This window comes from Streptomyces sp. NPDC101776 (assembly GCF_044766845.1).
Lineage (GTDB): Bacteria > Actinomycetota > Actinomycetes > Streptomycetales > Streptomycetaceae > Streptomyces.
Window position 1 is genome coordinate 340,119 of record NZ_JBIWMV010000007.1, and the last position, 22,974, is coordinate 363,092.

At 70.6% G+C, this 22,974-nt stretch carries 22 protein-coding genes and 1 pseudogene; 15 read left to right on the top strand and 8 right to left on the bottom strand.

What is annotated here, in order from left to right; genetic code table 11:
- Positions 1–45: 45 nt before the first annotated feature.
- Positions 46–1,248: a DUF2306 domain-containing protein gene (locus ACIRRY_RS24240; RefSeq protein ID WP_403976242.1), complete on the top strand. Its 1,203-nt coding sequence runs from the start codon at positions 46–48 to the stop codon at positions 1,246–1,248.
- On the opposite strand, the gene ACIRRY_RS24245 is transcribed toward ACIRRY_RS24240, so the two are convergent.
- From ACIRRY_RS24245 to ACIRRY_RS24255, 3 genes are all read right to left on the bottom strand, one after another.
- Positions 1,187–2,152, bottom strand: a complete 966-nt coding sequence (locus ACIRRY_RS24245) for a DUF1152 domain-containing protein (protein WP_403976244.1) — start codon at positions 2,150–2,152, stop codon at positions 1,187–1,189. The genes ACIRRY_RS24240 and ACIRRY_RS24245 overlap by 62 nt on opposite strands.
- 182 nt (positions 2,153–2,334) lie before the next feature.
- Positions 2,335–3,699 carry an FAD-dependent oxidoreductase gene (locus tag ACIRRY_RS24250; protein ID WP_403976247.1) on the bottom strand — a complete coding sequence of 455 codons (1,365 nt, stop codon included), beginning with the start codon at positions 3,697–3,699 and terminating at the stop codon, positions 2,335–2,337.
- A 181-nt stretch (positions 3,700–3,880) separates the two neighbouring features.
- Positions 3,881–4,639 carry an SDR family oxidoreductase gene (locus ACIRRY_RS24255; protein ID WP_403976250.1) on the bottom strand — a complete coding sequence of 253 codons (759 nt, stop codon included), beginning with the start codon at positions 4,637–4,639 and terminating at the stop codon, positions 3,881–3,883.
- Between the two features lie 256 nt (positions 4,640–4,895).
- On the opposite strand from ACIRRY_RS24255, the gene glnT reads away from it, so the two are divergent.
- The 10 genes from glnT (at position 4,896) to ACIRRY_RS24305 (ending at position 16,778) form a co-directional block, all read left to right on the top strand.
- Positions 4,896–6,278, top strand: a complete 1,383-nt coding sequence (gene glnT / locus ACIRRY_RS24260; protein WP_403976253.1) for a type III glutamate--ammonia ligase — start codon at positions 4,896–4,898, stop codon at positions 6,276–6,278.
- Between the two features lie 33 nt (positions 6,279–6,311).
- Positions 6,312–7,187, top strand: coding sequence for a glutamine amidotransferase (locus ACIRRY_RS24265; protein ID WP_403976256.1), 876 nt, complete (start codon positions 6,312–6,314; stop codon positions 7,185–7,187).
- Positions 7,175–7,867, top strand: coding sequence for a glutamate synthase (locus ACIRRY_RS24270; protein WP_403976259.1), 693 nt, complete (start codon positions 7,175–7,177; stop codon positions 7,865–7,867). Before ACIRRY_RS24265 ends, ACIRRY_RS24270 begins: the two co-directional genes overlap by 13 nt.
- Before the next feature lie 21 nt (positions 7,868–7,888).
- Positions 7,889–9,208, top strand: coding sequence for an FMN-binding glutamate synthase family protein (locus ACIRRY_RS24275; protein WP_403976262.1), 1,320 nt, complete (start codon positions 7,889–7,891; stop codon positions 9,206–9,208).
- Complete coding sequence (locus tag ACIRRY_RS24280; RefSeq protein ID WP_403976265.1) at positions 9,205–10,299, top strand: FAD-dependent oxidoreductase; 1,095 nt, start codon at positions 9,205–9,207, stop codon at positions 10,297–10,299. Before ACIRRY_RS24275 ends, ACIRRY_RS24280 begins: the two co-directional genes overlap by 4 nt.
- Positions 10,300–10,352: 53 nt before the next feature.
- Positions 10,353–11,000, top strand: a complete 648-nt coding sequence (locus ACIRRY_RS24285) for a helix-turn-helix domain-containing protein (protein WP_403976268.1) — start codon at positions 10,353–10,355, stop codon at positions 10,998–11,000.
- Positions 11,001–11,091: 91 nt separating this feature from the next.
- Entirely contained in the window at positions 11,092–11,484 is a 393-nt protein-coding gene (locus tag ACIRRY_RS24290; RefSeq protein WP_403976271.1) for a hypothetical protein, read from the top strand.
- Positions 11,468–14,188 (top strand): MGH1-like glycoside hydrolase domain-containing protein, encoded by a 2,721-nt coding sequence (locus ACIRRY_RS24295; protein WP_403976274.1) that lies wholly within the window; start codon positions 11,468–11,470, stop codon positions 14,186–14,188. The genes ACIRRY_RS24290 and ACIRRY_RS24295 overlap by 17 nt, the downstream gene beginning before the upstream one ends.
- Positions 14,185–15,663, top strand: a complete 1,479-nt coding sequence (locus tag ACIRRY_RS24300) for an alpha-amylase (protein WP_403976277.1) — start codon at positions 14,185–14,187, stop codon at positions 15,661–15,663. Before ACIRRY_RS24295 ends, ACIRRY_RS24300 begins: the two co-directional genes overlap by 4 nt.
- Positions 15,664–15,860: 197 nt before the next feature.
- On the top strand, positions 15,861–16,778 hold the full coding sequence (locus ACIRRY_RS24305) for a hypothetical protein (protein ID WP_403976280.1): 918 nt from the start codon (positions 15,861–15,863) through the stop codon (positions 16,776–16,778).
- A 59-nt stretch (positions 16,779–16,837) separates the two neighbouring features.
- On the opposite strand, the gene ACIRRY_RS24310 is transcribed toward ACIRRY_RS24305, so the two are convergent.
- Positions 16,838–17,293, bottom strand: a complete 456-nt coding sequence (locus ACIRRY_RS24310) for a MarR family winged helix-turn-helix transcriptional regulator (RefSeq protein WP_403976282.1) — start codon at positions 17,291–17,293, stop codon at positions 16,838–16,840.
- A 177-nt stretch (positions 17,294–17,470) separates the two neighbouring features.
- Here ACIRRY_RS24310 and ACIRRY_RS24315 point away from each other — a divergent pair, with 177 nt between their 5' ends.
- Both ACIRRY_RS24315 and ACIRRY_RS24320 read left to right on the top strand, forming a co-directional pair.
- Positions 17,471–18,928: an MFS transporter gene (locus ACIRRY_RS24315; RefSeq protein ID WP_403976285.1), complete on the top strand. Its 1,458-nt coding sequence runs from the start codon at positions 17,471–17,473 to the stop codon at positions 18,926–18,928.
- 178 nt (positions 18,929–19,106) lie between these two features.
- Positions 19,107–19,928: a class I SAM-dependent methyltransferase gene (locus ACIRRY_RS24320; protein WP_403976287.1), complete on the top strand. Its 822-nt coding sequence runs from the start codon at positions 19,107–19,109 to the stop codon at positions 19,926–19,928.
- Between the two features lie 5 nt (positions 19,929–19,933).
- Here the strand turns inward: ACIRRY_RS24320 and ACIRRY_RS24325 are convergent.
- Positions 19,934–20,095: pseudogene (locus ACIRRY_RS24325) on the bottom strand (TetR/AcrR family transcriptional regulator); the annotation flags it as partial.
- On the opposite strand from ACIRRY_RS24325, the gene ACIRRY_RS24330 reads away from it, so the two are divergent.
- Positions 20,085–21,086: a cytochrome P450 gene (locus ACIRRY_RS24330; protein ID WP_403976289.1), complete on the top strand. Its 1,002-nt coding sequence runs from the start codon at positions 20,085–20,087 to the stop codon at positions 21,084–21,086. The pseudogene ACIRRY_RS24325 and the gene ACIRRY_RS24330 overlap by 11 nt on opposite strands.
- Here the strand turns inward: ACIRRY_RS24330 and ACIRRY_RS24335 are convergent.
- Positions 21,083–21,742, bottom strand: a complete 660-nt coding sequence (locus ACIRRY_RS24335) for a DUF402 domain-containing protein (RefSeq protein WP_403976292.1) — start codon at positions 21,740–21,742, stop codon at positions 21,083–21,085. The two genes, ACIRRY_RS24330 and ACIRRY_RS24335, sit on opposite strands and share 4 nt — an antisense overlap.
- 25 nt (positions 21,743–21,767) lie before the next feature.
- On the bottom strand, positions 21,768–22,205 hold the full coding sequence (locus ACIRRY_RS24340) for a helix-turn-helix domain-containing protein (RefSeq protein ID WP_403976295.1): 438 nt from the start codon (positions 22,203–22,205) through the stop codon (positions 21,768–21,770).
- A gap of 58 nt (positions 22,206–22,263) precedes the next feature.
- On the opposite strand from ACIRRY_RS24340, the gene ACIRRY_RS24345 reads away from it, so the two are divergent.
- Positions 22,264–22,428, top strand: coding sequence for a non-oxidative hydroxyarylic acid decarboxylases subunit D (locus ACIRRY_RS24345; RefSeq protein WP_403976407.1), 165 nt, complete (start codon positions 22,264–22,266; stop codon positions 22,426–22,428).
- Here ACIRRY_RS24345 and ACIRRY_RS24350 read toward each other — a convergent pair.
- Complete coding sequence (locus ACIRRY_RS24350; protein ID WP_403976298.1) at positions 22,383–22,973, bottom strand: TetR/AcrR family transcriptional regulator; 591 nt, start codon at positions 22,971–22,973, stop codon at positions 22,383–22,385. The two genes, ACIRRY_RS24345 and ACIRRY_RS24350, sit on opposite strands and share 46 nt — an antisense overlap.
- Position 22,974: the final 1 nt, after the last annotated feature.

Consider the following 22,974-nt stretch of genomic DNA (forward strand, 5'->3'; position numbering starts at 1 on the left):
TATCGAGGGCCCGGGCCTGGGCCGTGAGCCAGCAGGGGGGCCGCCGTGCGTCGTCCGACGAACAGCGCCCGGCGCCGCGCCGCGATGATCGCGGTGACGGTCGTGTGCGTGGCGTACGCGCCGATCGCGATGACCGAACTGTGGCCCTACGCCCGCCCGGGCGCCCCCTCCCTCGGGAAGTGGGTCATGGGGCATGTCGTCTCCCCGCGCTACGTCACCGAGGCCTTCGCCGACCGGATGGCGCCCTACCGCCACAGCCTCGTGCCGATGATCGTGCACTCGGTCCTCGGCGGCGCCCTCATGCTGCTCGGCCCCGCCCAACTCCTCACCGCCGCCCGCCACCGCACCCGGCTGCACCGCACGCTCGGCGTGGTCTTCGCGGTCACGGTGTACGTCTCGATGGCCGGCGCCGGGATCTACCTCGCGCGCACGGACCCCGAGGACGCCTTCAGCGGCCCCGCGTTCTGGATCGTGCTCGCCACCCTCCTCGTCGGCACCGTCATGAGCGTGACCTTCGGCATCCTCGCCGCGGTCCGCGGACTCCTCGACCTGCACCAGCGCTGGATGCTCCTCTGCTACGGCTTCCTCCTCACCGCACCGCTGCTGCGCCTCGAATGGGGCTTCCTGCCCAGGCTGTTGCCCGGTCTGACCATGGAGCAGATCAACCAGGTGGCGATCATGCACCTGGGCACGCTGGTCACGTTCGGCGCGCTGATCGCCGCGCGCGCACGGGACCGCCGTACGACGGTCGAGGGTGTGACAGGGTCCTGGGCGCCGCTGCCCGTGCTCGCCGCCGCCCAACTCGCCGGTGCGGCCGCCCTCTTGTGGATCGCCCGCTCCTACCTCGACTTCGGCGCGACCGGACGGCGACTGCTGTGGGCGTATCTCCTTCCCTACGCGGTGAGTTACGCCGTGCTCGCCGTCGGCGCCCGACGCGCAGGACGTCAGGGTCGGCCCTGGGCCCGGGAGGAGTGGCGGCTGCATCTGACCGCCCTGTGCCTGGCCCCGGTGCTGTCGGCCGGCGCGGCTCCGGTCTTCCAACACGCCCTGGACCTCGACCGGTTGACGGCCCTGACCGCCGGTGTCGCCATCGGCTGCGGCATGCTCGCGGTCGCCGCGACCACCGTCGTGAGCCTGCGCGTCGTGAACAGCCGCCGTGAACCCGTGACACCGGTGAGTCCGCCGGTCAGTGGGGATACGCGCGCGGTGGCCGCTGCCGGGGCAGTTCGTCGCGGAAATCCTCGATGAGCGAGCTCACTTGGCGGATGAGCGCTGTCTTCTCCAGCCGGTCGAGGTAGAGGTTGCGGCGGGCGAGCCCCGGCGCGTCCACGCAGAAGTACAGCGCCATCAGGGGGTTGACGAACAGCTCGCTGCCCCGCGTGCGTTCGGTGAAACGGACGTCGCCGAACTCCCCGCGTACGGCCGCCGCCACCGAACCGTTGACGATGCTCGGATGCTCCGGCGTGGACTCCTGGGCGTGGGCCACCGCATCGAGATACAGCTGCCCCTCGCGGCTCTCGCGGGGCAGGGAGAACGCGCCGAGATAGGCACCCTCGCGCTCCAGAGCGGCCAGATTCTCCAGCACCAGCGCGTGGTTGACCCCGTGATACGCGTCGATGCCGAAGCCGAGGCACGCCACCAGCCGCACCGGCACCTCGTCGAGCCCGTTCACCGCCGCGAGGCTGACCATGTCCTCCTCCGGCGTGCCCAGCCCATGTTCGTCACCCCGCATCAGGATGTCGGTGCCGCCGTCCACCAGCACGACGGCGTCGACACCGCCGAGATGCCCGATCAGCGTGCGGTACGCGTCCCGCAGCGGCCGCACACCGGTCAGCGGGAACGCGTACACGGTGGACGGCATGTCGTGCAGGTCGAGCCACCGGGCGAGGGACCGCTCGGGGAAGTAGTCGCCCCGGGCCTCCGTGTCGGGGCCCACCGCGGCGACGTCCTGGTCCACCCACACGTCCTGGTGAAGGCCGTAGAGGTCGGCGAAGGACAGGTTGGCGAGGTGCACCTCCTTGCCGGCCGAGCGCAGTGCGAGGGCCAGCGGCAGCCCGGCGTAGACGTCGAAGCCGCCGCCCGCACCGGCGACGAGGATCCGGCGCGCGTCGCGCAGCCGGGAGAGGAACGGGGGTTCGAGGAGGGAGAACACCGGAGGACGTTAACAGCCCGTTCGGCGAGCGCTACAGCGCATTTGTTCGCCGGGACCTCGAACCACGCTGAACCGACGGGGAGTTGAGGCGACGGGTCGCCGACGAGGGCGGGCCGACATGCGCGAGGGGCCCGGCGGTACGGCCGCCGGGCCCCTCGGTCTCGATGTCGTGGGAACTACGCTTACGCGCCGCTCTCCCTGAGCATGTCCTCACGCTCGACGAGCTTCACGCGCTCGCGGCCCTGCGGCTCGCCCAGCGCCTTCTCCGCGGCGTCCAGCTTGTGCCAGCCGTCCCAGGTGGTGAAGCGGACGTTCCGCTCGGCGAAGAACGCCTCCACGGCCTCCGGGTCGGGCGAAACAGGCGTGTGCAGACGGCCGTTGGCGTGGTCGTCGAGCAGGTTCGCGACCGTCTCGTTGGCATCGCCCTTGGTGTGGCCGATGAGGCCGACCGGGCCGCGCCGGATCCAGCCGGTCACGTACGTCGACTGCAGGTGCTCGCCGGTCTCCTGGATGACCCGGCCGCCCTCGTCCGGGACCGTGCCCGAGTCGATGTCCCAGGGGAGCTTGGGGAGCTTGTCGGAAAGGTAGCCGACCGCGCGGTAGATCCCGGTGACGTCCCAGTCCTTGAACTCGCCGGTGCCCTTGACGTTGCCGGTGCCGTCGAGAGCGGTGCGCTCGGTGCGCAGGCCGACGACCTTGCCGTCCTCGCCGAGGATCTCGGACGGGGACTCGAAGAAGTGCAGGAACAGCTTGTGCGGGCGGTCGCCGACATCGCGGATCGCCCAGTTCTCCAGGGTCTTGGCGACCATGTCGGCCTGCTTGTTGCCACGACGCGTGGTGATCGAGCCCTCGTCGTAGTCGATGTCCTCGGGGTCGACGATGACCTCGATGTTCGGGGAGTGGTCCAGCTCCCGCAGCTCCATCGGGGAGAACTTCGCCTGCGCCGGGCCGCGGCGGCCGAAGACGTGGACCTCCAGCGCCTTGTTGGCCTTCAGGCCCTCGTGGACGTTCGGCGGGATCTCGGTCGGCAGCAGCTCGTCGCCGGTCTTGGCGAGGATGCGGGCCACGTCGAGAGCCACGTTCCCGACACCGAGAACGGCGACCTTCTCGGCCTCCAGGGGCCAGGTGCGCGGGACGTCGGGGTGGCCGTCGTACCAGGAGACGAAGTCGGCGGCGCCGTAGGAACCGTCGAGCTCGATGCCGGGTATGGACATGTCGCGGTCGGCCGTGGCGCCGGTGGAGAAGACCACCGCGTCGTAGAAGCTGCGCAGGTCGTCCAGGCTGATGTCGGTCGGGTAGTCGACATTGCCGAAGAGACGGATCTGCGGCTTGTCCAGGACCTGGTGCAGGGCGTTGATGATGCCCTTGATGCGCGGGTGGTCGGGGGCGACGCCGTACCGGATCAGGCCGAAGGGCGCGGGCATCCGCTCGAAGAGGTCGATGGACACGCCGGGTTCGGCGGCCACCCCGGACTTGAGCAGGGCGTCGGCGGCGTAGATCCCGGCGGGGCCGGCTCCGACGATGGCTACCCGCAGGGGGCGCGGCATGATCAGGTTCCCTTCGAGTGATGACAAGCGACTCGACGGGAAGCCTAAACTAAGGCATGCCTAAGTCGGTATGCGGGTCCGGTCTATGACCTCATAAGGTCGGCTTATGGGGCACCCAAGCCTGGCGCATGGTCCGTGCGGGGCCCGTGCCTGGCCGGTGTGCGGACCGTACGGGGTTCTCTCAGCCCGCCGGACGAATGTGCACCACGTCCTGGGCGACCTCGGGCGGTGTGCCGAGCAACTGGACCATCACCCGGGCGACCGTCGCGGAAGGCAGCGGTTTCATCGCTCCCACCCTGGTCAGATAGCCGTCGGCCTCCCATACCGGCGCGGCGCGCTGCCGGTCCTCGCCGGGGAAGTTCTCGATGAAGGCGCTGTCCGAGATCGAGCCCAGGATCACCAGGGTGACCCGGATCCCGTCGCCGCGCAGCTCCTTGTGCATCGCGGCGGTGAAGCCGTTCAGCCCGTGTTTGCTCGCCGCGTACATCGCCATCAGCGGCATGTGGTCCAGGGTGATCTCGGAGGAGATGTTGAGAATGTCACCACCTCCCGCCGCCCGCAGCAGCGGCACCGCCGAGCGGATCGTGTGGACTGGGCCCAGGAGGTTGGTGCCGATACAGGCGTGGATGTCCTCGTCGGCGGTCTCCTCGATGGCGCGGATCCGGGCGACGCCGGCACTGTTCACCAGGATGTCCACCCGCCCGAACCGCTCCTCGACCTGAGCGAACGCCGCACGGACACTGTCCCCGCTGCTGACATCGGTCGGGATCGTCAGCACCGACCCCGGCATCTCCCGCGCCGCGGTCTCCAGCCGGTCGGCGCGACGGGCGAGCAGCACCACCCGCGCCCCGTTCTCGGCGAGCAGCGACCCGACGGCACGCCCCACACCGGTCGAACCTCCGCTGATCACGGCGACCTTGCCCTGCATCGTGCCTGCCATGACGGCCTCCCCGGTGAGACGTGACGAGTGGTGACGAGACGGGACGTGACGAGATATGACGAGACGTGTCGATCGGATGAGAGGCTACCTCTCGCAATTTGAGAACGCCATATCCGCTACAGAGCGGCGGAGTTGAGCCGCCGGGCACCGGCAACAGGGCGCTTCCCTGCGGGAAACGGGTCCGTAATCGCGAGGGAGTTTCCTGGTGGGAAATAGAGATTCACATCAGGAAACCCCTGGATGCTGGGAGCCTCCCATGGCGATGGACACCGCAGCCGCACCGCCCACGACCGCCGGCCCCGCCCCCACACCGGCGGCCGACCCCGCTCCGGACCTCGCCGCGCAAGTCCGCGCGGACGGCGTCGAGTTCGTCCTGGCCGTCTTCGTCGACCTCGCGGGCAAGCCCTGCGCCAAACTCGTCCCCGTCGAGGCGGTCGAGGAACTCCAGTCCGACGGCGTCGGATTCGCGGGCTACGCCGCCGGCGCGCTCGGCCAGCAGCCCAGCGACCCGGACGTCATCGCGCTCCCCGACGCGGCTTCCTACACCCCGCTGTCCTTCGTGCGCCCCGGACTCGCCCTCGTGCACTGCGACCCGCACGTCGAGGGCAAACCCTGGCCGTTCGCGCCCCGCGTCATTCTGCGCGCCGTACTGGCCCGCGCCGCCGAACTCGGACTGTCCCTCGCGGTCGGCGCCGAGATCGAGTACTTCCTCGTGAACCGCGACGAACACGGCACACTCTCCGTCGCGGACAGCCGCGACACCGCCGCCCAACCCTGTTACGACGCCCGGGGGTTGACCCGGATGTACGACCACCTCACCGCCGTCTCCAAGGCGATGAACTCCCTCGGCTGGGGCAACTACGCCAACGACCACGAGGACGGCAACGGCCAGTTCGAGCAGAACTTCGCCTACGCCGACGCCCTCACCACCGCCGACCGGGTCATCACCATGCGGTACCTGGTGTCGGTGCTGGCCGAACAGCGGGGCATGACCGCCACGTTCATGCCGAAGCCGTTCACCGACCGCACCGGTTCCGGGATGCACATGCACCTGTCGCTGTGGCGGGGGAGCGAACCCGCCTTCCCCGACGCCTCCGACACCCGGGGCCTGGGCCTGTCCCCGCTCGCCTACTCCTTCGTCGGCGGCATCCTCGACCACGCCCGCGCCCTCCAGGCCGTCATCGCGCCCACCGTCAACTCGTACAAGCGCACCGGCGCGGTCTCGACCCGCTCGGGCGCCACCTGGTCACCCCGCAGGGCGGGTTACGGCGGCAACGACCGCACCCACTTCGTCCGCGTCCCCGACGGCGACCGCGTCGAACTGCGCGGCGGCGACGGCTCCGCCAACCCCTACCTCGCGGCGGCCGCGGCGCTGGCCGCCGGACTCGACGGCATCGAGCGCGCCCTCGACCCCGGCGAACCGGGAGACGCGGCGGCGACCGCGGCCCGCCCCGAACTGCCCCCGACCCTGCTGCACGCGGTGGAGGCACTGGCCGCCGACCCGGTGATCGGCGGCGCCCTCGACGCGGCCGGGCCCGGCGTCAGCGAGTACTTCGGCGGGGTCAAGCGCCAGGAGTTCTTCGACTGGCACGGCACGGTCGGCGCCTGGGAGTTGGACCGCTACCTCACCGCCTTCTGACCCGTCCCCCGCCCCTCACGAGAGGAGAGCCGCATGTGCGGAATCGTCGGGCTCCATCTGCGGGAGCCCGCCCTCGAACCCCGGCTCGGTGAACTGCTCACCGCCATGCTGGGCCAGGTCGTGGAACGCGGCCCGGACTCGGCGGGCGTCGCGGTCTACGGCGACCCGCGCCTGTCGCCACCCGGGCGCGCCGTCGTCTCCCTGCTGGGCGTCACCCCGCAGGAGGCGTCAACCGCGTTGCCGGACGCGGTGGTTGTCCCGGCCGACGCCACGACGGTGGTCCACGCGGACACGTCCGTCCCCGAGTTGCTGGCCGCCGTCGCGACCGCGCTGCCGCAGGCCACCGTCATCGGCTCGGGGGAGCGGTTCGCCGTCCTCAAGGGCACCGGAAATCCGGTCGCGTTGGCGGAGTCGTTCGGGCTCGCCGGAGTGACCGGCCACCAGGGCGTCGGCCACACCCGGATGGCGACGGAGTCGGCCATCACCCCCGAAGGCGCGCACCCCTTCTCCGTCGGCCCCGGTCAATGCCTGGTCCACAACGGATCGTTCGCCAACCACGCCACCATCCGGCGCGAACTCCGAGCCCAGGGAGTCGAGTTCGACAGCGAGAACGACTCCGAGGTCGGCGCCCGCTTCGTCGCCCACCACCTCGCCCGCGGCACCGACCTGGAGAAGGCGTTGCGGCTGCTGTGCGAGCGCTTCGACGGTTTTTACACGCTGCTGGTCTCCACGGCCGACTCCTTCGCGGTGGTCCGCGACGCCATCGCCTGCAAGCCCGCGCTGGTCGCCGAGACCGACGCCTGGGTGGCGATGGCCTCCGAGTACCGCGCCCTGGACGTCCTGCCGGGCATCGAGCACGCCCGTATCTTCGAACCCGAGCCGGAAGAGGTGTACGTATGGCGGCGCTGACCGAGGCGGCACTGGTGGACCTCGCGGATTCCACCGTGCGCGATCTCAACCGGGCGCTTCACGCTCCGCAACCGGCCGCTTCCTGGCGGGTGTTGAACCCCAGAGGCGCGCACAGCGTCGCCTGCGGTCTCAAGGACGAGGTGACCGTCGACATCGAGGGCCACGTCGGCTACTACTGCGCCGGCATGAACCAGCACGCCACGGTCACCGTGCACGGCAACGCCGGAGTCGGGGTCGCCGAGAACATGATGTCCGGCACGATCCGGGTGCGCGGCGACGCCTCCCAGTCCGCCGGGGCCACCGCACACGGCGGACTGCTGGTGATCGAAGGCAACGCGGCGGCCCGGTGCGGGATCTCGATGAAGGGCGTGGACCTCGTCGTCGGCGGGAACGTCGGCCACATGAGCGCGTTCATGGGACAGGCGGGACGGCTGGTGGTCTGCGGCGACGCGGGTGACGCCCTCGGCGACTCCCTCTACGAGGCCCGGATCTACGTCAAGGGCACGGTCAAGTCTCTCGGCGCGGACTGCGTGGAGAAGGAGATGCGGGACGAACACCGCGCGGAACTGGCCGAGTTGCTGAAGGCGGCGGACTTCGACGAGGACCCCGCCGACTTCCGCCGCTACGGCTCGGCCCGGCGGCTCTACCACTTCAAGGTCGACAACTCGACCGCGTACTGAGGGAGTTGGTCCCATATGGAGATGGATTTCGCATTCCGCGGCCTGCGCGAGTCGGCCACCTTCGACCGTGCCACCATCCACGCCATCCAACGAGCCGCCGCGACCGGCGTCTACGACATCCGCGGCTGGGGCGCCAAACGACCCCTCCCGCACTTCGACGACCTGCTCTTCCTCGGCGCCGGCATGTCCCGCTACCCCCTGGAGGGCTACCGCGAGCGCTGCGACACCGACGTCGTCCTCGGCACCCGCAACGCCAAGTACCCGCTGCACCTGGACATCCCGGTCACCATCGCCGGCATGAGCTTCGGCGCCCTGTCCGCGAACGCCAAGGAGGCACTCGGGCGCGGGGCGACCGCGGCCGGCACCTCCACCACCACCGGCGACGGCGGCATGACCCCGGAGGAACGCGGCCAGTCCAAGCACCTCGTCCACCAGTACCTGCCGTCCCGCTACGGCATGAACCCCGACGACCTCCGCAAGGCCGACGCCATCGAAGTGGTCCTCGGCCAGGGCGCCAAACCCGGCGGCGGAGGCATGCTGCTCGGCCAGAAGATCACCGACCGCGTGGCCGGGATGCGCACCCTGCCCGTCGGCGTGGACCAGCGCAGCGCCTGCCGTCACCCCGACTGGACCGGCCCCGACGACCTCACCATCAAGATCGGCGAACTCCGTGAGATCACCGACTGGGAGAAGCCGATCTACGTCAAGGTCGGCGCCACGCGCACCTATTACGATGTGAAGCTCGCCGTCCACGCGGGCGCCGACGTCGTGGTCGTCGACGGCATGCAGGGCGGTACCGCCGCCACGCAGGAGGTGTTCATCGAGCACGTCGGCATCCCCACGCTGGCCGCAATTCCCCAGGCCGTACAGGCACTTCGGGAACTCGGCGTCCACCGCGAGGTGCAACTCATCGTCTCCGGCGGCATCCGTACCGGCGCCGACGTCGCCAAGGCGATCGCGCTCGGCGCGGACGCGGTCGCCATCGGCACCGCCGCGCTGATCGCCCTCGGGGACAACCACCCGCGCCACGAAGCCGAGTACCGTCAACTCGGCTCGGCGGCAGGCTACTTCGACGACTTCCAGGACGGCCGCGACCCGGCCGGCATCTCCACCCAGGACGAGGAACTCGCCGCCCGCCTCGACCCGGTCGAAGGCGGACGCAGACTCGCCAACTACCTCCGCGTCCTCACCATGGAGGCCCAGACCCTGGCCCGCGCCTGCGGCAAGGCCCACCTCCACCACCTGGAACCCGAGGACCTGGTCGCCCTGACCGTCGAGTCCGCCGCCATGGCCCGCGTCCCCCTCGCCGGCACCGACTGGATCCCCGGAGCCGCCCGATGATCGCCGTGATCGGCGCGGGCCTGATGGGCGCGGCCACCGCCTGGCAACTCGCCCGGCAGGGCCACGAGGTCACCCTCGTCGAGGCGTACGACATCGGCCACAAGCACGGCAGCTCCCACGGCAGTTCACGCATCTACCGCCGCGCCTACGCCGACCCCCTCTACGTCCGCCTGACCGGCGAGGCCCGCGAACTCTGGCAGGAACTGGAACACGACACAGGCGCCCAACTGCTGCGCATCTCCGGGGGCTTGGACTTCGGCGCGAGCCGCCACCCGGAGAGCATCGCGGACATCCTGGCGGCAGCCGCCGTACCGCACGAACTGCTGACCGCCGCCGAAGCGACCGAGCGCTGGCCGCAGTTCGGCTTCGACGGCCCCGTGCTCCACCAACCGGACGCGGGCACGATCGACGCCGACGCGACGGTGGCCGCCGCCGTAAGACGGGCCGCCGAGCTGGGCGCCCGGGTCCTCACCGGCATCCGTGTCACCGGCGCGGACATCCGCGACGACGGCAGGGTGGAACTGCGCACGGACGGCCCAACTGTCGTCGCCGGCACCGTCGTTGTCGCGTCCGGCGCCTGGCTGCCCGGACTCGCCGATCCGCTGGGCATTCCCGTGCCCCTGCCGCCGCTGCGGGTCACCCAGCAGCAGGTCTTCCACTTCCGCCGCCGCGACCCCGAGGCGGCAGCCTGGCCGGTCCTCGTCCACCAGGACCGGCTGAACCTCTACGGCCTCCCCTCCGGCAGCGACGGCGGACCGTACCCGGCGTACAAGGTCGCCCAGCACGACGAGGGCACCCCCACCACCGCCGACACCCGCACCGGGATCGTCGACCCCGCCTCCCGCGACAAGGTCACCGCATGGGTGGAACGCACCGTGCCCGGCCTCGACCCCACACCCGTGGCCGATGCGAGCTGCCTCTACACCACCACCCCCGACGAGGACTTCGTCCTCGACCGCACCGGACCCTTCGTCGTCGTCTCCCCGTGCTCGGGCCACGGCGCCAAGTTCACGCCGCTCATCGGCGCGATGGCCGCCGACCTCGCCCTCGGCCGTGCCGAGCCCCACCCACGATTCGCGCTGGGCCGATGACCCCCGACCCTCAACTCCCGGTAGAGACAAGCCCATCGGACAGAATGACCGTCATGGGCACCGACCACGACCGGGCAGCCGCGCTGCCCGACCGGGAGATCACCCCCGAACAGGCCGACGGGCCCGTGGACCTGGAGACCGCGATCGCCCGCCAGGTACGCCACTACCGGACAGCGGCAGGACTGTCGGTGGCGGAGATGGCGGCCCGGGTCGGCATCTCGAAAGCCATGCTCTCCAAAATCGAGAACGCCCATACCTCGTGCAGTCTCACCACTCTCGGCCGCCTCGCCACCGGCCTGAACGTCCCGGTGACGGCCCTCTTCCGAGGCGTGGACACCGAACGCGAGGCCGTCTACGTCCCCGCGGGCCACGGCGCCCAGATCATCCGCCGCGGCAGCCGCGTCGGCCACCTCTACGAACTCCTCGGCGCCCTGCGCGGCCCCCACAAACGCATGGAAGCCGTCCTGGTCACCCTCACCGAGTCCAGCGAGGTCTTCCCCCTCTTCCAGCACCCCGGCACCGAACTCCTCTACATGCTCGAAGGCATCATGCTCTACGGCCATGGAGAGGCGGCCTACACCATGCGCCCCGGCGACGCCCTCCAACTCGACGGAGAGGGCGCGCACGGCCCCCAGGAACTGATCGAACTCCCCGTCCGCTTCCTGTCCGTCACGGCCTACGGGGACCACGGAGCGGAGTGAGCGGCTAGGCTGCGCGGCAGAATCGGGATCGTCAACGCGCCGGTGGCTGGGTAGCGCGTCTCTCCAATCGCTGGGCACGCTCACCCTGGCCGTGGGCGACGGACTGCACGCCCTTCCTACGGCCATGACCGTGGCCGGCGTGACCGTCGCCCCGTACCTGATCAGCCTCTACGCCCTCACCGAACGGCTCGCGCCCGCCGACCGGGCGACCGTCGCCCTGACGATCCTGTGCGCGGGAGGGCCGCTCGGCACCGCGACCGGGCAGGTGCTGGCCGGGTACCTCGCCGACCGCCACGGCAGCGCCGGAGCGTTCGTCGTGCCGCCGATCGCGGCAACGGCCGCCCTGCTGCTCGCCGTTGCGGTGTTCCTGGCGGGCCCCGGCGTGCTCCGCCCGGGTGTTCGTGTTGCCGTCGGGTCCGGGACACCCGAGTCTGGGGGAATGGGTCGGGCCAAGGGGAGGACACACGATGGCGACGAGCGCTGACACACCGGATGCCGAGCGGCGACGGCTGGCCGAGGCCGACGACTCCGGGGTGCCCTGGCGCCGTTGGGGTCCCTATCTGAGCGAGCGCCAGTGGGGCACCGTACGAGAGGACTACAGCCAGGGCGGCGACGCCTGGTCGTACTTCACCCACGACCAGGCACGCTCCCGCGCCTACCGCTGGGGCGAGGACGGCATCGCGGGCGTCAGCGACGACAAACAACGGCTGTGCTTCGCGCTCGCGCTGTGGAACGGCCGCGACCCGATCCTCAAGGAGCGGATGTTCGGCCTCACCAACTCCGAGGGAAACCACGGCGAGGACGTCAAGGAGTACTACTTCTATCTCGACAGCACACCCACGCACTCGTACATGAAGTACCTCTACAAATACCCGCAGTCGGAGTATCCGTACGAGGACCTCAAGGCCACCAACAAGTCACGGGGGCGCGGCGACTTCGAGTACGAACTCCTCGACACCGGCATCTTCGACGAGGACCGCTACTTCGACGTGTTCGTCGAGTACGCCAAGGCCGGCCCCGAGGACCTGCTGATCGAGATCACCGCGCACAACCGGGGCCCCGACGAAGCCCCGTTGCACCTGCTCCCGACCCTCTGGTTCCGGCACACCTGGTCCTGGGCGGGTGGCACCGCCGTCCCCTCCATCCAGCAGGAACCCGGCGGCGCGCTCCGCGCCGACCACGCGGAGCTGGGCCCACGCCGGCTGTACTGCGACGCGGACGCGCAGACCCTGTTCACCGAGAACGACACCAACAACGAGAAGATCTTCGGCAGTTCGAACGCCTCCCCGTACGTCAAGGACGGCATCGACCGCTACGTGGTCCAGGGCGAGACCGGAGCGGTCAACCCCGGGCGGACCGGCACCAAGGCCGCCGTCCACCACGTGCTCACCATCCCGGGCGGCCAGAGCGCGACGGTCCGCCTGCGCCTCACCGCCGCCGAACTGCCCGACTGGACCGGCGACTTCGACACGGTCATGACCCAACGCCGGGCCGAGGCGGACGAGTTCTACGACGGCATCACCTCCGCCGACACCTCGGCCGACGAACGGCGGCTGGTCCGGCAGGCGTTGGCCGGGATGCTGTGGAGCAAGCAGTACTACTACCTCGACGTCGAGCGCTGGCTGTCCGAGCACGGTGTCGACCCGCTCGCCTCCGACCCCCGGGTGCGGAACAGCAACTGGTACCACATGGTCAACGACGAGATCATGTCGATGCCGGACACCTGGGAGTACCCGTGGTTCGCGGCCTGGGACCTCGCCTTCCACACCGTCGCCCTGTCGATGGTCGATCTCACCTTCGCCAAGGGCCAGTTGGACCTCCTGCTGCGCCGCCTCTACCTCCACCCCAACGGCCAGATCCCGGCGTACGAATGGAACTTCGGGGACGTCAACCCGCCCGTGCACGCCTGGGCCACCCTGTTCCTGTACGAGTTGGAGAAGCACCGCACCGGCAAGGCCGACCGCGCCTTCCTGGAGAACGCCTTCCAGAAGCTGATGAAGAACTTCAGCTGGTGGCTCAACCGCAAGGACACCGACGGCAACAACGTCTTCCAGGGCGGCTTCCTCGGCCTCGACAACATCGGCGTCTTCGACCGCAGCGCCCCGCTTCCCACCGGCGGCCACCTCGACCAGGCGGACGGCACGGCCTGGATGGCGCTCTACTGCCAGAACCTCCTTGAGATCGCCCTGGAGTTGGCCGTCGACAACCCCGTCTACATCGAGCAGGCACAGTCCCTCTTCGAGCACTTCGCGTGGATCGCCGTCGCCATGAACCGCATCGGTGCCGACAACGCGAGCCTGTGGGACGAGGAGGACGGCTTCTTCTACGACGTGCTACGGCTGCCCGACGGCACGGCGACCCGGCTCAAGGTCCGCTCGCTCGTCGGCCTGATCCCCCTCGCGGCCATCAGCCTGGTCGGCGGCTGGGCGGACCAGCGCTTCCCCGAACTGGTCACGGGAGCACGGGAGTTCATCGAACGGCACCCGGCCGTCGAAGCCACCATCTCCTCCCACGAGGCACTCGGCCCGAACGCCGACGGCCGCTATCTGTTCGCCCTGTTCGGCGAGGACCGGCTGCGGCGCATCCTGTCCCGGATGCTCGACGAGGACGAGTTCCTCGGCCCGCACGGCATCCGCTCCCTCTCCCGGCACCACGCCGAGCACCCCTACACCTTCGAGGTGCACGGGGAGACGTACGGCGTCGGCTATCTGCCGGCCGAGTCCGACTCCGGGATGTTCGGCGGCAACTCCAACTGGCGTGGCCCGGTGTGGTTCCCGGTCAACCTGCTGCTGATCCGTGCGCTGCTCAACCTGCATGCCTTCCACGGCGACGACTTCACCGTCGAGTGCCCGACCGGCTCGGGCCGACAGCTCACCCTCTACGAGGTCGCCCGCGAGATCGCCGACCGGCTCACCGCCACCTTCCTCAGCGACGCCGACGGACACCGCCCGGTGCACGGCGCCCAGGCCAAGTTCGCCAAGGACCCGCACTGGAAGGACCTGATCCTCTTCTACGAGTACTTCCACGGCGACAACGGCGCCGGCCTCGGCGCCTCCCACCAGACCGGCTGGACCGGCCTGTCGGCCGTCACCGCCACCCTCTTCCACACCCTGGGCGACGGCGAGTGGTCGGCCCGGAGCCGCGAGAGCCTGCGCCCGACCGGCGACCGAGAGGAGCCGCTGTCATGACCGCCTGGCCCGAGCACCCGGTGATCTACGAGATCAACACCCTCATCTGGCTGGGGGAGTTGAGCAGCCGCTACGGCCGTGCCGTCACCCTCGGCGAGGTGCCCGCGCCCGCCTGGGACGAGGTCGCCCTCCCGGGCGTCGACGCCGTCTGGCTGATGGGCGTGTGGGAACGCAGCCCGGCCGGACTGGAGATCGCGCTGCGTGACCCCGCGCTCCAGGCCTCGTTCCGCGCGGCGCTGCCCGACCTCCGCCCCGAGGACGTGGCCGGATCGCCGTACTGCGTCCGGAACTACGTCGTGGACGCAACCCTCGGCGGCCCGGCGGGACTGGCGGAGGCCCGCGCCCAACTGGCCTCCCGTGGCGTCCGGTTGATCCTCGACTACGTCCCCAACCACGTGGCCCCCGACCACCCGTGGCTGACCGAACGCCCCGGCTGCCTGGTCCAGGGCACCCAGGACGACCTGGCCCGCGACCCCGCCTCCTTCCTGGAAGCCGGCGGCAAGGTCTTCGCCCGGGGCCGCGACCCCTACTTCGCGCCCTGGCCCGACGTCGTCCAACTCAACGCCTTCAGCGAGGAGTTGCGTACGGCGGCCGTCGACACCCTGGCCTCGATCGGCGACCAGGCGGACGGCGTGCGCTGCGACATGGCCATGCTGCTGATGACCGACGTGTTCACCAAGACCTGGGGCGGACGCGCGGGCACGGCTCCTGCCGAGGACTTCTGGCCGTACGTCGTCCCGCGGGTCCGCGAACGCCACCCCGACCTCCTCTTCGTCGCCGAGGCCTACTGGGACCTCGAATGGGCCCTCCAGCAGCAGGGGTTCGACCACTGCTACGACAAACGGCTCTACGACCGGCTGCTGCACGAGGGCGCGGACTCGGTGCGCGGCCATCTGCGGGCCGACCCCGGCTACCAGCGCGGCCTGGTCCGCTTCCTGGAGAACCACGACGAACCCCGGGCCGCCGCCACGCTCTCTCCCGAGCGGGAGCGGGCGGCGGCGGTCACCATCGCGACGCTGCCCGGCGCGACACTCTGGCACGAGGGCCAGTTCGAAGGGCGACGGGTGCGCCCGCCGGTGTTCCTCGCCCGCCGGCCGGAGGAGCCCGTCGACAAGGAACTCCACGCGTTCCAGCACCAGTTGCTCGCCGCGGTCGGCGCCTCCGGCATGCGCACGGGAGGGGAGTGGCAGCTGCTCGACTGCACCGGCTGGCCCGACAACCCCACCCACGAGAACCTGGTCGCCTGGTCCTGGACGACCGGTTCCAGCCGCCATCTCGTCGTCGTCAACCTCTCCGAGCAGCCGGCCCAGGGCCGGGTCCGCCTCCCGTGGAGCGACCTGCGCGGCGGTCACCGCCAACTCACCGAACTGATTTCCGAAGTGACCTACGACCGGGACGGCGACGAGCTCCTGGACCTCGGTCTCTACGTCGAGTTGGAGGGACTGCGCTGGCACCTCGTCGCGATCGCGTCCTGATCTTGACCTGTGGCCAACTGGTGAAGGATTGACGGGAGTTGTGAAAGGTGACAAGAATTCAGCTTGCTTCGCTGTGTCTTAGCTGAGCGAAGCACCTGCGAGCGGTCCGGTCGCGCACGCCTCGATCGTCTCCTTTCGTGCGCCCGCCGCTCGCGCTCTGCCACCTCCCACACCCTTCACCATCGTCGAGGCTCACTTTGTCACGTTCGCACCACCTCCGATCCCTGTCCGCCCTCGCAGCAAGCGCCTTCCTCGCCGCCGCCGCGCCCGTGCTCGCGGCCGGCCCGGCGAGCGCCGCCGACTCCGCGGCCTGCCAGTCCGCCACCGTGCAGTACCGCATCGTCGGTGCCGATGGAAACGTTCTCGGCGCCGACTGGACCTCGCAGGGCGGCTTCCACCAGTGGGACACCGTCCCCGGCACCGTCGAGGTCCGGCTGGCTCCCGACCAGAGCGTCGGGGACGGCTGCAAGTACCCCGTCTCCCTCGCCGAATACACCACCGAGGGTTCCAACTGGTACACCTCGGGCCACCAGACCATGGTCGACAAGGCCACGGTCTACCTCACCGCCAAGGACGTCGCGGGCTCGCAGGACACCTGGCAGCAGCTGAAGGTCAAGTCGCCCGACTGCTACGGCCAGATCGACCTGTACGGCGACGACGTCACCTACGACGGCGGCACGGGCGAGGGCCACGGCCCCCTTCCGTACGAGCCCGACAACATCACGACCCCGTACCACCTCATCGCGGCCTGGAACGGCGGCGACAAGGAGTGCACCCCGAGCACGCCGGACTCGCCCACCCCGACGCCGACCCAGCCGGCCTCGGCGCCGCCCGCGACGCCGTCGACCCCGGCCGACAGCACGCCTCCCGCCGAGGAGTCGACGCCGCCGGCCAGCCCCAAGCCGTCGACGACGCCTCCCACCTCCGCGCACGTCCCGCCGCTGAAGTCGTCGCCGTCGCCCTCTCCGAAGGCGACGCCCAACGGCGGCAATCAGCCGCTGGCGGAGACCGGTTCCAGCGCGCCGGTCGGCCTCATAGCGGGCGGTGCGGCCCTGGTGATCGCCCTCGGTGCCGGTGGGGTCTACGCGGCAGGCCGTGCCCGCCGCTCCTCCTGATACAGGCACACCCGTCGTGAACTGACCGCCCCGTCCCGTGAGTTGTCACGGGGCGGGGCTCACGGCCGTGGCCAGGGACGCCCACCGAGCCGCTCGATGTCGGTGTTGAAGCGTCGTAGAAAAGCCGCGAAGGTGTCGATGTCCTCGTCCGACCAGTCGTCCATGATCTGGTCCAGGGACCGGACGAGACCCTCGCGTTCCTCGTCGAGCAGGCGCGCGCCCTGGTCCGTGATGCGGAACTTGCGGGCCATGCCGCCCTGCGGATCGGGGATGCGCTCCACCAGTCCGGACCGCATGGCCGCCGCCGTCTGCCGGTTGAGCGTGGATGTGTCGAGACCGAAGGCGTCGCTCAACTCGCCGATGGACATGGGCCCTTGGACGCGGATCCGGCTCAGCAGGATGTAGGCGCTGCGCTCCAGCACGCCGTCCTTGCGGCGCCCGCCCTTCTGCGAGAGCAGTCCGTGCCGGCTGAGGAGCATCTGCTCGTACTCGATCTCGCGCGTACGCCTGTCCATCGGTCCGCTGCCTCCTGCTTCCTGCCGACGCCGCCGCCGGGTCCTGCGGTTCGGGACGGCCGGGCCCATCCTCGCACGACGATATGCATCATCCCCATCACATGGCTGATACATACGATGTGTACGATGCACATTCCTTCACATCCCGACTGAACAGACATGCCGAGGAGTCCCGTCATGGACGCCCCCCAGCCCACAGCCCGCGCAGGCGGCGTGGTCGCCACGCTGGCCTTCGCCGGCACCACCGCCGCGATCATGCAGACACTGGTCACCCCGCTCATCGCCGATCTGCCGGAGATGCTGCACACCTCGTCCTCGAACGCCGCGTGGGTGATCACGGCCACCCTGCTGGTGGCGGCCGTCTGCGTGCCGGTCGTCGGCCGCCTCGGCGACCTGCTGGGCAAGCGCCGCATGCTGCTCGCCTGCTCCGTCCCGCTGATCGTGGGCTCGGTGGTCTGCGCGCTCTCCTCGTCCGTCGTCCCGATGATCGTCGGACGCGGTCTGCAGGGCATGGGCATGGGCATGGTCCCGCTGGGCATCGCCCTGCTGCGGGACGTCGTACCGCAGGAGCGGCTCAGCCCCTCCATCGCACTGGTCAGCGCCTCCATGGGCATCGGCGGCGGCCTTGGTCTGCCGATCGCCGCAGGCATCGCCCAGTACGCCAACTGGCGTGCCCTGTTCTGGGGTTCGGCCGTACTCGCCGTCGTCGTCGCCGTGCTGATCTGGTTCCTGATCCCGGACGTACCCGCCGCCGCCAAGGGCCAGCGCTTCGACGTCCCCGGCGCCCTCGGCCTCGCCGTCGGCCTCGTCTGCCTGCTGCTCGGCATCTCCAAGGGCGCCGACTGGGGCTGGGGTTCGGCCACCGTGCTGGGCCTGTTCACCGTCGCGATCGTGGCGTTCCTGGGCTGGGGCGTGTGGGAGCTGCGCACCGGTGACCCGCTGATCGACCTGCGCACCACGGCCCGCCCCCGGGTCCTGATCACCAACATCGCCTCGGTCTTCGTCGGCGTCGGCATGTACTCGAGCATGCTGGTGGTGCCGCAGCTGCTCCAGTTCCCCGCGGCCACCGGTTACGGCCTGGGGCAGTCGATGCTCGCCACCGGCCTGTGGATGGCCCCCGGCGGCATCATGATGATGATCGTCTCCCCGCTCGGCGGAAAGCTCACCAACGCCCGCGGCCCGAAGTTCACCCTGATCAGCGGCGTCCTCGTCATCACCGCCGGCTACGCCCTGTCGATGGGCCTGATGAGCTCCGCATGGGGCCTCATGGTCGTCTGCATCGTCATCAACAGCGGCGTCGGCCTCGCCTACGGCGCGATGCCCGCCCTCATCATGAGCTCGGTCCCCCTCTCCGAGACCGCGGCCGCCAACGGCTTCAACACCCTCATGCGCTCCCTCGGCACCTCGATCGGCGCCGCGGTCATCGGCGTGGTCCTCGCCCAGATGACCACCACGGCGGGCGGCTTCACCTTCACCTCCGAGGGCGGCTTCCGCACGGGCCTCATCATCGGCGGCGGCGTGGCCCTGCTCGCGGCCCTGGTCGCGGCGGCGATCCCGGCCGTACGCCAGGCCGCGCCGAGCGAGGAACAGCCCGAGCGCACCGGCAAGTTGGAGGAGGCCGGGGTCGAGTCCTGACCGGAGCACGCTGAACGCACGGGGGACGTGCTGCCCGGCGCCGAAGGACCGGGGGACCGGTCTTCGACGCCGGGCACTGTGCTGTTCGGCGATCGACTCCCGAATGGGACCACGGCAGTTGTGGCGATGCGCTCCGCACGGCTGGCGGCGACGGCCCCACCGGGGGAACGTGGTCGGTGTGGAGAAGCGGCGGTACGACGTGTGGGCGGCCGGAGATGCCTACGAGCGGTACATGGGGCGATGGAGCCGCCGTGTCGCCGGAGAGTTCGTCGCCCGGCTCTCCTGCCCGCCCGGCGCGCGCTGGCTGGACGTGGGATGCGGCACCGGAGCGCTGACCGCGACGATCGCCGACCGGTGCCGTCCCCGCACGGTGGTGGGCCTGGAACGGTCCCTCGGCTTCGTCACCTCGGCCCGCGGCATCGTGCCCACGGCCACCTGCTTCGCGGTGGCCGACGCCGGGTCACTGCCGCTCCACGACGCCGTGTTCGACGTCGCCGTCAGCGGTCTGATGCTCAACTTCCTTGCGGCACCGGCTGATTCGGTGCGCGAGGCGGCCCGCGTGGTGCGACCGGGCGGGCTGGTCGCCGCGTACGTGTGGGACTACGCCGACGGCATGGCGTTCCTGCGGCACTTCTGGGACGCGGCGAAAGCGACGGACCCGTCGGCCGCCGAACTCGACGAGGGCCGCAGGTTCCCGGTGTGCCGTCCGGAGCCGCTGCGGGAGATGTGGACGGCGGCCGGGCTGCTCGACGTAGCGGTGAGCGCTGTCGAAGTGCCCACCGCCTTCGCCGACTTCACGGATCTGTGGGAACCGTTCCTCGCCGGACAAGGACCTGCTCCCGGCTACGTCGCCGCCCTCGCGGCACCTTCCCGGGACCGGCTGCGCGAAGCACTCCGCGCCTCCGTCCCGACACAGCCGGACGGATCGATCGCGCTCACCGCCCGCGCGTGGGCGGTACGCGGGCGCACACCGCTCCGGATCGGCGCGTTCTCGCCGTAGCCGACTCAGCTGCCCGGTCCGAGTCCTTCCAGGGCCTTGCCGAGTTGGGCCGGGGTCAGGGCGGGGGCCGGGAGCGCGGGCGCGGCGGGTGTGCCACGCAGGCCGTCGAGGAGGAGGGCGAGGGGGCGGAGCCAGGCGTCGGGACCGGCGGCCGTGGTGAGGGAGGGGCGGTACGGCCGCAACGGTCTCCAGACCGACCCCCCGGACCACACGCGACTACGGCGGCTGGTCGCGGGCCACTGCACGCCCGCGCGCATCGCCGCCCTCCGCCCGCGCATCGTGGAGATCGCCGGTGATCTGCTCGCCGAGCTGCCGGCGTGCGGGACGGTGGATCTGGTGAGCCGGTACGCCCTGCCGTTGCCCGTCACGGTGATCTGCGACCTGTTCGGGGTGCCCGCCGTCGACCGTACGGTGTTCCACGCCTGGTCGAACGAACTCGTCATGCCCGCCTCGCCCGAAGCGGGCGCCTCGGCCGCAGCCGCGCTGGGCGGTTACCTGGCCGAGTTGATCCACCGCAAGCGCGGCACTCCCGAGGCCGACCTGCTCAGCGACCTGGTCACCGCGGCCCGCGAACCCGCCACCGAGTCGCCGCTCGCCTCCGAGGAACTCCTCGGGATGGCCTTCCTGCTTCTCGTCGCCGGCCATGAGACGACCGTCAACCTGATCTCCGCGACCGTCCATGCCCTGCTCACCCACCCCGACCAGCTCGAACTACTGCGCTCCGAGCCGGACTTGGCCGGTGCCGCCGTGGAGGAGTCGCTGCGTTTCCACTCGCCCGTCCATGCCACCGCGTTCCGTTTCGCGGCGGAGTCCCTGGACCTCGCCGGTACGCGTATACCGGCCGGAGACGCGGTGCAGATATCCCTGGCCGCGGCCTCCCGGGATCCCCAGCACTTTCCCGAACCCGACCGCTTCGACCTGCGGCGTCGAGGCCCGGCACACCTCGCCTTCGGCCACGGCCTCCACCACTGCCTCGGCGCACCCCTGGCCCGCACCGAGGCCGCCATCGCCGTACGCCTCCTCGTGCACCACTGCCCCGACCTCGCACTCGCCACCGACCCCGCCTCACTGACCTGGCGAACGAGCACACTGCTGCGGGGTCTGAGCGAACTGCCGGTGAGTTTCGGGCCGTTGAGGGATGTGGGCAGCGTCGACTAGCCCAAGGTCACTACGTCGGCGGGCAGTTGGGGGTCCGGCCAGTGGGGTTCGGGGCGCCAGTTCCCCAGCCCCCGGTCGACGGAGAACGGCCCGACGGCCTCCCTGATCATCGCGACCGCCTCCTCGCGAGCCCTCTCCACCGCCCGGTGGTCGTCCTCGCTCACCACTCCCAACCGGCGGCCGTGGGCGTACTCGTCCTCGTCCTTCCACTCCATCCGCGACAGGTCGGGCGCGACCACCAGATCCAGCAGCAGGTCGAAGGTGTCGAAGCCGATGGGCGTACGGCGCATCGGCTGCTGGAAGTTGACGTACCAGTGCGTCAGTCGACCCTCGCCCGTGGCTTCGAAGAACGCGTTGACGCTGAACCACGTATCGGGCGGCACCCATTGGAGATGGGCCGTACTCCGCCAAGTCCACCGGCCGAGCAGCCAGTTGCCGTCGGCCAGGTTCGGCAGGGCGCGCAGGCGGGCGGTCTCGTCTCCCGTGCGCAGCCACTCGATCCAGGTCGTCGGGACCAACAACTCCGCGCCCGGCCGGCACCCCACGACCAGCGCCTCGGTCGTGCCCTCGACGACCCACAACGCATGCGCACCCCACACTTTCCGCCCGAACACATCGCGCCGTACGGCGGTTTCACCTGGCCGGAACTCCCGCATATGTACCTCCGCACGCTCGGGTGACTCATGTCTGCCCGCGTGCCACCGCCCGGAACTCCAGCGGCGTACGTCCGTCCCGCTTGCGGAAGAACTTCGCGAAGTCGGACGGCTCGCCGAATCCGAGGGTGCGGGAGACGTCCTCCGCCGTCGCGGCGGTGTGGACGAGGAGGCGCTTGGCCTCCAGAAGGATGCGGGCGTCGAGGTACCGCTTGGCGGTCGTGCCGGTCGCCGTGAGGGTCGCGCGGGTGAGAGCGCGCGGGCTGTAGCCGAGGGCGACGGCGTAGTCCCCGACATGGTGGCTGGTGCGGAAGTCCCGTTCCAGGGCGGCGCTGGAGCGACGGAACGTGTCGTCGGCCGGGGCGGACGACACCGGGTCCGGGCGGACGTGCGAGAGCCGCAGCAGCAGGACGGCGAGGAGCATGCTGAGGGTCTGGAGATCGGCGTCGAGGGGGAGTTTGGCCAAGCCGGTGTAATCGTGGGATTTGTGACGGAGCGTCAAGCCCGCTGCCCGGGTCCCCTACATACGGCGCACCACCGAACCCGACCGCCGCACCCGCCGCGAGGCGTACCCCGTCGAGTTCCGCATGAGACCGGCCGGCATCGAGACCGCCCTGGAGGTACCCGTAGTTCCCCCGCTGCTCTACGGCCGCAACGAGCCCAACAGGCCGTCGAGAACAGCCTCTTGACGTCGAGGTGTGGTGGCGTGGGGCAGCAGGACCGCGTTGATCTGGAAACCCATCAGGGCCGCGAGCAAGGTGTCGACGGTCGCGTCGTCCGGGGCGTCGGTGCCGATGTCGCCCTGCCCGCGGGCCTGTTGCAGATAGCCGGACATCTGCTCGCGCCAGGCCGCCATGGCGTTCTCGTGGACCCCGGCCATGCGGTCGTCGTGGACGGCGCGGTCCCAGAAGGCGATGACGACCCGGGCCTCCATGAGGCGTATGTCGTCGAGCGGCATGATCTCCAGGCAGAGCAGGCGCAGGGCCGCCAGGCCGGTCGCGTCGGCGATGGACTCGCGGGCGCGGACGTTGGTGCTCTCGAACGCGTGCTGGAAGGCGGCGAGCAGGATCTCGTCCTTGTTGCGGAAGTAGCCGGTCAGCGCACCGTTGGCGTATCCGGCCTCGGCGGCGAGGTCCCGCATGGTGACGGCGTCGAGCCCGCGTCTCGCGATCAGGGCCCATACGGCTTCGATGATCTCGCGGCGCCGCGCGTCATGATCGACGATTTTGGGCATG